Genomic DNA, 7,724 nt, shown 5'->3' with positions numbered 1-7,724 from the left:
TCCCACCTGACCCCATGCCGAACTCAGAAGTGAAACGCCGTAGCGCCGATGGTAGTGTGGGGTCTCCCCATGTGAGAGTAGGGAACTGCCAGGCATCAATTAAGTGAAGAGGCCATCCGAAAGGATGGCCTTTTTGCGTTTATACGCCAAAAAAACGGCAGGCCGGGTAAGGCAAAGCCGCCACCCGGCACGTCAGAGCGCACTCCACGTCACAATAAAACCCGCAATCCCATCCACATCATTTAAGTCCAGCACCGGAACCTCAAGCGGCAATACCACATCACTGGCCACCGCAATGACATGCTCATCCAGCGTTAACTCGCTGAAATCATGCCCGGCATCGCTTCTGAACAGCAGGATCTTAGGCACTGCCTCATGCTTAAATCCCTCAATCAGCACCAGATCCAGGGTGGAATGATCCATACGACTGACCAGATAAGCGAGATCCAGCGGCGCCTCGTCCGGCGTTTCTGTCATTAGCGCCCAGCGCTGAGGACTTGCTACCATCGTTTGTGCTGCTCCGGCCTTACGCAGCTCATAGCTGTCTTTTCCTGGCGTATCGATATCCATGTTGTGATGACTATGCTTAATCAATCCCGGACGAAGGCCTCTGGCACACAGCGCGGGTATCAGCTTTTTCAGCAGCGTGGTTTTCCCGGTCCCACTCCATGCGGAAATGGCTAAAAGAGGTATCATTTTTTCTCCTGCATCATCTGCAAATCTTCATGCGTATTCACGTTCACAAACGCTGATTTCACATCGCTAAAATCAACGGAATGGCCGCCAGACTCATGCATGAAGACCATCACTCTGCGCTCTCCCGCAGCCAGATAGCTCTGCAGAGCAGGCACTAGCGATCGATGCATCAACGCGATAGCAGGATGGTCACGCTCGCCGTCATGTACCCAAACCACAGGTGCTGTACCACGAAGCAGGAACAGACGCTCGACGAGATCGGAGGGAATAAACGGGTTATCGCAGGGACAGAAGATAAACCACTCTCCGTGCGACTGTTGCATGACCGAAAGCATACCGGCAAGCGGGCCCGGGTAATTCTCAAGGCTATCCTGATAAACGGCGTACCCGCTTTGCCGGTAAATGTCGATATGCCTGTTCGCGCTGATGGCCATTGTCGTCACCTGGCCGGCGAGCGTATCGGCGACATGCTGCCACAAGGGTTTTCCATTAAGAAGCTGAAGCCCCTTATCTTTACCGCCCATTCGCGTTGCTCTGCCGCCTGCCAGAACGACCCCGATGATTTCCTGGCTAACATTCACGAATATCGCCTCTTTTATTGTGGGATTGACCCTGCTAACGTGTCACTCTAAATGAAAGGAGCACCACCATGAAATGTAAACGTCTGAATGAAGTTATTGAACTCCTCCAGCCCGCCTGGCAAAAAGAGCCAGAACTCAATCTGATGCAATTTTTACAGAAACTGGCGAAAGAGTCAGGTTTTGACGGCGATCTGGCAGACCTTTCTGACGACATCCTGATCTACCACCTTAAAATGCGCGACTCCGCCAAAGATGCTGTTATTCCTGGTATTCAGAAAGATTATGAGGAAGATTTTAAGACCGCATTGCTGCGCGCCCGAGGCGTAATTAAAGAGTAAAAGCTTGTAAGCGGCGGCACCGAAATCGCCACAAGATGATATCCTGAATCATTCGTATAATTTCCGGATGATCGGATGAACGACCAGGCTTTTACTTTCCAGACATTACACCCGGACACCATTATGGATGCCCTGTTTGAACAGGGTATTCGGGTGGATTCCGGGCTAACACCATTAAACAGCTACGAAAACCGCGTCTATCAATTTCAAGACGAGGATCGTCAGCGCTACGTCGTAAAATTCTATCGTCCTGAACGCTGGTCCGCTGAACAAATTCAGGAAGAGCATCAGTTTGCTCACGATCTGCTGGATGACGATGTCCCCGTTGCCGCGCCCCTGAAATTCAATAACCAAACGCTCCTCACGCACGAAGGGTATTACTACGCAGTATTCCCAAGCCTGGGTGGTCGTCAGTTTGAAGCGGATAATATTGATCAGATGGAGTGGGTTGCCCGCTATCTTGGGCGTATACACCAGACGGGACGCAAAAAAGCCTTTATTGCCCGCCCGACGATGGGGATTCAGGAATACCTTCTTGAACCGCGCGAACTATTCGAAACGTCTGCAATGATCCCCGCTGCGCTAAAGGATGATTTCCTCAACGCCACCGATAAGCTTATTGCTGCAGTGAAAACCTGCTGGCGCGATGATATTTCCGTCCTGCGCCTGCATGGCGATTGTCACGCTGGGAATATTCTCTGGCGTGATGGCCCGCTGTTTGTCGATCTCGATGATGCGCGTATGGGGCCAGCGGTTCAGGACCTGTGGATGCTGCTCAATGGCGACAAAGCCGAGCAACGCATGCAGCTTGAAACCATTATTGAAGCTTATGAAGAATTTAGCCCGTTTAATTCAGACGAAATTGCCCTGATTGAGCCTTTACGTGCGATGCGTTTTGTTTATTATCTCGCATGGTTAATCAGGCGTTGGGACGATCCGGCATTTCCTCGCAATTTCCCGTGGCTTACCGGAGAGGATTACTGGCGTAGCCAGATATCTACATTTACTGAGCAGGTTAAGGTTCTTCAGGAGCCCCCTCTGCAATTAACGCCGATGTATTAATTGGACACACCCAGGAGAGAGTTAATCATGAAAAAAATTTGGCTGGCGCTGGCAGGTATGATTCTGGCATTTAGCGCTTCTGCTGCGCAGTTTACCGACGGCAAACAGTTCATCACGCTGGACAAGCCGGTCGCTGGCGAGCCACAGGTTCTGGAGTTCTTCTCGTTCTATTGCCCACACTGCTATCAGTTCGAGCAGGTGCTGCATGTTTCTGACAACGTGAAGAAAAAGCTGCCGGAAGGCACCAAAATGACCAAGTACCACGTTGAGTTCCTGGGCCCATTGGGTAAAGACCTGACTCAGGCATGGGCGGTGGCGATGGCACTGGGCGTGGAAGATAAGATCACTTCGCCAATGTTTGAAGCCGTACAGAAAACCCAGACCGTTCAGACCACTGCGGATATCCGTAAAGTGTTCGTTGATGCGGGCGTGAAAGGTGAAGAGTACGATGCCGCATGGAACAGCTTCGTGGTGAAATCACTTGTTGCCCAGCAGGAAAAAGCGGCTGCTGATCTCCAGCTTCAGGGCGTTCCGGCGATGTTTGTTAACGGCAAATATCAGCTGAACATGCAGGGCATGGACACCAGCAGCATGGATATTTTCGTACAGCAGTATGCAGATACCGTGAAATACCTGGTTGAGAAGAAGTAATTTCGTTGATGTAAAAACGCCGGTCACTGACCGGCGTTTTTGTATGAAGATTTTATCTTGTCTATCTGTTCGTCTTTCTCTTTCCAGAGCGTATTAAGCCACTGCTGGAAACGACGTTTGAAGTTCTTATCGTTTACGTAATCACCGTGCAGTTCAGCGTCAATCGGAACCAGATCGACGTGCACGACAATGCGCGTCAGTTTGCCGCTGAGCATATCGAAGAACGGCGTCCTGTCGTTTTCCGGATAGCAGAGCGTGACGTTAAGAAGTTTATCGAACTGTGCTCCCAGTACGTTAAGCGCCATCGCAATCCCTGCCGCTTTTGGCGGCAACAGGTGCTGATAAGGAGAGCGAGTTTGCTGGCGCTTCTCTTCCGTAAACCGGGAACCTTCAACAAAGTTCACGATGGTCGTAGGATGTGCACGAAACTTTTCACAGGAACGGCGCGTGGTCTCCACATCCTTACCGCGACGTTCCGGATGACGAATCAAATAGCTGCGCGAATAGCGTTTCATAAACGGCATATCGAGCGCCCAGCAGGCCAGCCCGATAAAAGGCACCCAGGCGAGCTGCTGTTTCAGGAAGTATTTGTTCATCGGGATGTGTTTGCGAAAAAGCACGCATAACACCACGATGTCCGCCCAGCTGTGGTGATTGCAGATCAGCAGGTACCAGTTCTTTTTGTTGAGACTCTCGAGCCCTTTGACATCCCACTTCAGATGCGGGTTAAGGCACAACAGGATCGCCAGCCCTTCGCACCAGCAATACATCATGAAGTTACAAAATGCGGACACGGCTCGCCACACCACGGGTACGGGCAGCAGCAGTTTAATGATCCCGGCGAGAATGATCGGCACGGAACAGGCGATCGTCACCAGGATAGTTAAAATGATGCTTAGCAGTAATGTTATTGCAGCGAGCAATCTCGACATGATGAGCTTTTTCAAATAGTTAGCTGTAAGTGAGCGACCGGCTAGTCGACGCTGGGCGCTGATTTTACCAGAAAACAGACGAATGAATGGCGCTTTCACATGATGATTTGGCGGCTTTTACCCTGGCGCAGCAGATTTCTCTGGGGTTCTGCGCGAATCAAGGCTTATATCCACATAGACTAAATTGCCATCAGTTGACCATATAGATAAGATCTAACAACATAACAGCATGATAATTAAGATCTAAATATTACCTCATATGTGTTTTTCGCGTCTGTTATTCATATGAAGTGAAAATATTCACAAACTTATCCACAGTTTTATTTTTGCGAGCGATCCTCACGATCGCAAAATCTTTTCCTGTATCTGGCGCTAATAACTGATGTTTTCATCCTTCTGTGGCATCCTTTACTCATAAATTGATTAAAGGCACGGACATTATGGTTCAGATCCCAGAAAACCCTCTTATTCTCGTCGATGGCTCTTCTTACCTGTATCGGGCATACCATGCGTTTCCTCCTCTGACCAATAGCGCAGGGGAACCTACCGGCGCAATGTACGGCGTGCTGAATATGCTGCGCAGCCTGATCCTGCAGTATCAGCCAACCCATGCGGCCGTCGTTTTTGATGCAAAAGGCAAAACGTTCCGCGACGAGTTGTTTGAACATTACAAATCCCACCGTCCGCCAATGCCTGACGATCTGCGTGCGCAGATAGAGCCGCTGCATGCCATGGTAAAAGCCATGGGGCTACCGCTGCTGGCCGTTTCTGGCGTTGAAGCCGATGACGTCATCGGTACGCTGGCGCGTGAAGCCGAAAAGATGGGTCGTCCCGTGCTGATCAGCACCGGTGATAAAGATATGGCACAGCTGGTGACGCCAGGGATCACCCTGATTAACACCATGACCAACACCATTCTGGGGCCTGAAGAGGTCGTCACTAAGTATGGCGTGCCGCCAGAGCTGATTATCGACTTCCTCGCGTTGATGGGCGACTCCTCGGATAACATCCCTGGTGTTCCTGGCGTCGGAGAGAAAACCGCGCAGGCGCTGCTTCAGGGGCTGGGCGGGCTGGATACGCTCTACGCCGAATCAGACAAAATCGCCGGGCTCTCCTTCCGTGGCGCAAAAACCATGGCCGGAAAACTGGAAGAGAACAAAGAGGTGGCTTACCTCTCCTATAAGCTGGCAACCATCAAAACCGATGTCGAACTGGAGCTGGGCTGTGAGCAGCTGGAAGTGCAGCAGCCTTCTGCGGACGAGCTTCTAAGTCTGTTTAAGAAATACGAATTCAAGCGCTGGACCACTGACGTGGAAGCTGGCAAGTGGCTGCAGGCAAAAGGGGCGAAACCTGCGGCAAAGCCGAAGGAGACGATTGTCGTTGATGCAGAAGAGCAGGCGGAAGAAGAAGCTGTGGTGCTTTCCTTCGACAACTACGAAACCCTTCTTGAAGAGTCGCAGCTCATTGCCTGGATCGAAAAACTGAAAAAAGCGCCGGTCTTCGCCTTTGACACCGAAACGGACAGTCTCGATAACATTTCTGCCAATATGGTAGGCCTGTCATTTGCGACAGAGCCTGGTCATGCGGCCTATGTTCCCGTGGCGCACGATTACCTGGACGCGCCGGAACAGATCTCCCGTGAACGCGTGCTTGAGCTGCTGAAGCCGATCCTGGAAGACGAAAAGGCGCTTAAGGTTGGGCAAAACCTCAAGTACGACCGCGGTATTCTGCAAAACTACGGCATTGAACTGCGCGGGATCGCCTTCGACACCATGCTCGAATCCTACATTCTGGACAGCGTCGCGGGCCGCCATGATATGGATTCCTTATCTGACCGCTGGCTCAAGCACAAAACCATCACCTTTGAAGAGATTGCCGGTAAAGGGAAAAATCAGCTCACCTTTAACCAGATTGCTCTCGAAGAGGCAGGACGCTACGCGGCGGAAGACGCTGACGTCACGCTGCAGCTGCACCTGAAGATGTGGCCAAAGCTGCAGAAGCACGAAGGTCCGCTGAATGTGTTCCAGCATATTGAGATGCCGCTGGTGCCCGTGCTGTCCCGCATTGAGCGCAACGGCGTGAAAATCGATCCAACGGTGCTGCATAACCACTCCGGGGAACTGGCGCAGCGTCTGACCGAGCTGGAGCAAAAAGCGCATGAGCTTGCAGGCGAGCCGTTTAACCTCTCTTCGCCGAAGCAGCTGCAAACCATTCTGTTTGAAAAGCAGGGCATCAAGCCGCTGAAGAAAACCCCTGGTGGTGCGCCTTCAACCTCTGAAGAGGTGCTGGAAGAGCTGGCGCTGGATTACCCGCTGCCAAAAGTGATTCTGGAGTACCGTGGTCTCGCGAAGCTGAAGTCTACCTACACTGATAAGCTCCCGCTGATGATTAACCCGAAAACGGGCCGCGTGCACACCTCATACCATCAGGCCGTCGCGGCGACCGGTCGTCTCTCGTCAACCGATCCCAACCTGCAGAACATCCCGGTACGTAACGAAGAGGGCCGCCGTATTCGCCAGGCTTTCATCGCACCAGAGGATTATCTGATTGTCTCGGCGGACTACTCGCAAATCGAACTGCGCATTATGGCGCACCTGTCCCGCGACAAAGGCCTGCTGAGCGCTTTTGCCGAAGGGAAGGATATCCACCGGGCGACTGCAGCCGAAGTCTTCGGTCTGCCGCTGGACAGCGTAACCAACGAACAGCGCCGCAGCGCTAAGGCGATCAACTTCGGGCTGATTTACGGCATGAGTGCATTCGGACTTTCGCGCCAGCTCAACATTCCGCGTAAAGAGTCGCAGAAGTATATGGATCTCTACTTCGAGCGTTATCCGGGCGTGCTGGAATATATGGAACGTACCCGCGCGCAGGCGAAAGAGAAAGGCTACGTTGAAACCCTGGACGGCCGCCGTCTCTATCTCCCGGACATCAAATCCAGCAACGCCGCGCGCCGCGCGGGTGCAGAGCGTGCCGCGATCAACGCCCCGATGCAGGGTACTGCGGCGGACATTATTAAGCGTGCAATGATCGCCGTTGATGCCTGGCTCGAGAAAGAGAAACCGCGCGTGAAAATGATCATGCAGGTACACGATGAACTGGTATTTGAAGTGCACAAGGACGACCTCGACGCCGTGTCGAAGAAGATCCACGAACTGATGGAAAGCAGCATGACGCTGGACGTGCCGTTGCTGGTGGAAGTGGGAAGTGGTGAAAACTGGGATCAGGCTCACTAACGGTTCTTCGCATAACGCGCTGTTTATGTAAGTTTGCAACATAAGAACGCGCGTTTTGTGACGATCATTAGAATTCCCTATGTAAAGAATGAAAAAAAACTACAAAAAGTGCTTTTTCTGCAGCACAAAAAGGGGTAGAGTTATCGGCGTAGGGTACAGAGGTAAGATGTTCTATCTTTCAGACCTTTTACTTCACGTAATCGGATTTGGCTGAATATTTTAGCCGCCCCC

Annotated in this window: 7 protein-coding genes and 1 rRNA gene; 5 read left to right on the top strand and 3 right to left on the bottom strand. The window is 51.9% G+C overall.

Annotation, left to right across the window (positions count from 1 at the left end; all coding sequences use genetic code 11):
* Positions 1-94, top strand: a 5S ribosomal RNA gene (gene rrf, locus ACMWJS_RS19965); the annotation flags it as partial.
* Positions 95-192: 98 nt separating this feature from the next.
* Here the strand turns inward: rrf and mobB are convergent.
* Positions 193-696: a molybdopterin-guanine dinucleotide biosynthesis protein MobB gene (gene mobB / locus ACMWJS_RS19960; RefSeq protein ID WP_414747463.1), complete on the bottom strand. Its 504-nt coding sequence runs from the start codon at positions 694-696 to the stop codon at positions 193-195.
* The gene (gene mobA, locus ACMWJS_RS19955) at positions 693-1,277 is read right to left on the bottom strand and encodes a molybdenum cofactor guanylyltransferase MobA (RefSeq protein WP_414747462.1); all 585 of its coding nucleotides are present in this window, start codon (positions 1,275-1,277) and stop codon (positions 693-695) included. The genes mobB and mobA overlap by 4 nt, the downstream gene beginning before the upstream one ends.
* 68 nt (positions 1,278-1,345) lie before the next feature.
* On the opposite strand from mobA, the gene ACMWJS_RS19950 reads away from it, so the two are divergent.
* The 3 genes from ACMWJS_RS19950 to dsbA all read left to right on the top strand — a co-directional run bounded on the left by ACMWJS_RS19950 (position 1,346) and on the right by dsbA (position 3,328).
* Positions 1,346-1,615 carry a YihD family protein gene (locus tag ACMWJS_RS19950; RefSeq protein ID WP_008501866.1) on the top strand — a complete coding sequence of 90 codons (270 nt, stop codon included), beginning with the start codon at positions 1,346-1,348 and terminating at the stop codon, positions 1,613-1,615.
* A 75-nt stretch (positions 1,616-1,690) separates the two neighbouring features.
* On the top strand, positions 1,691-2,677 hold the full coding sequence (locus ACMWJS_RS19945; RefSeq protein ID WP_045909080.1) for a serine/threonine protein kinase: 987 nt from the start codon (positions 1,691-1,693) through the stop codon (positions 2,675-2,677).
* Between the two features lie 27 nt (positions 2,678-2,704).
* Positions 2,705-3,328, top strand: a complete 624-nt coding sequence (gene dsbA / locus ACMWJS_RS19940) for a thiol:disulfide interchange protein DsbA (protein ID WP_045909081.1) — start codon at positions 2,705-2,707, stop codon at positions 3,326-3,328.
* A gap of 23 nt (positions 3,329-3,351) precedes the next feature.
* Here the strand turns inward: dsbA and ACMWJS_RS19935 are convergent, their stop codons facing one another.
* Positions 3,352-4,260 (bottom strand): acyltransferase, encoded by a 909-nt coding sequence (locus ACMWJS_RS19935; RefSeq protein ID WP_024909221.1) that lies wholly within the window; start codon positions 4,258-4,260, stop codon positions 3,352-3,354.
* A 440-nt stretch (positions 4,261-4,700) separates the two neighbouring features.
* On the opposite strand from ACMWJS_RS19935, the gene polA reads away from it, so the two are divergent.
* The gene (gene polA, locus ACMWJS_RS19930) at positions 4,701-7,493 is read left to right on the top strand and encodes a DNA polymerase I (protein ID WP_063622897.1); all 2,793 of its coding nucleotides are present in this window, start codon (positions 4,701-4,703) and stop codon (positions 7,491-7,493) included.
* The last annotated feature ends 231 nt before the right edge of the window (positions 7,494-7,724 follow it).

Origin of the sequence: Enterobacter sp. HK-058-C-ECC (assembly GCF_047531125.1) — a bacterium.
GTDB classification, from domain to species: Bacteria; Pseudomonadota; Gammaproteobacteria; order Enterobacterales; family Enterobacteriaceae; genus Enterobacter; species Enterobacter quasiroggenkampii.
This window is presented reverse-complemented; position numbering and strand designations above follow the sequence as displayed.

Bases quoted from the DNA above. Each gene is read 5' to 3' on its own strand.
- polA (WP_063622897.1), top strand. From the start codon at position 4,701: ATGGTTCAGATCCCAGAAAACCCTCTTATTCTCGTCGATGGCTCTTCT.
- ACMWJS_RS19945 (WP_045909080.1), top strand. From the start codon at position 1,691: ATGAACGACCAGGCTTTTACTTTCCAGACATTACACCCGGACACCATT.
- ACMWJS_RS19950 (WP_008501866.1), top strand. From the start codon at position 1,346: ATGAAATGTAAACGTCTGAATGAAGTTATTGAACTCCTCCAGCCCGCC.
- dsbA (WP_045909081.1), top strand. From the start codon at position 2,705: ATGAAAAAAATTTGGCTGGCGCTGGCAGGTATGATTCTGGCATTTAGC.
- mobB (WP_414747463.1), bottom strand. From the start codon at position 696: ATGATACCTCTTTTAGCCATTTCCGCATGGAGTGGGACCGGGAAAACC.
- ACMWJS_RS19935 (WP_024909221.1), bottom strand. From the start codon at position 4,260: ATGTCGAGATTGCTCGCTGCAATAACATTACTGCTAAGCATCATTTTA.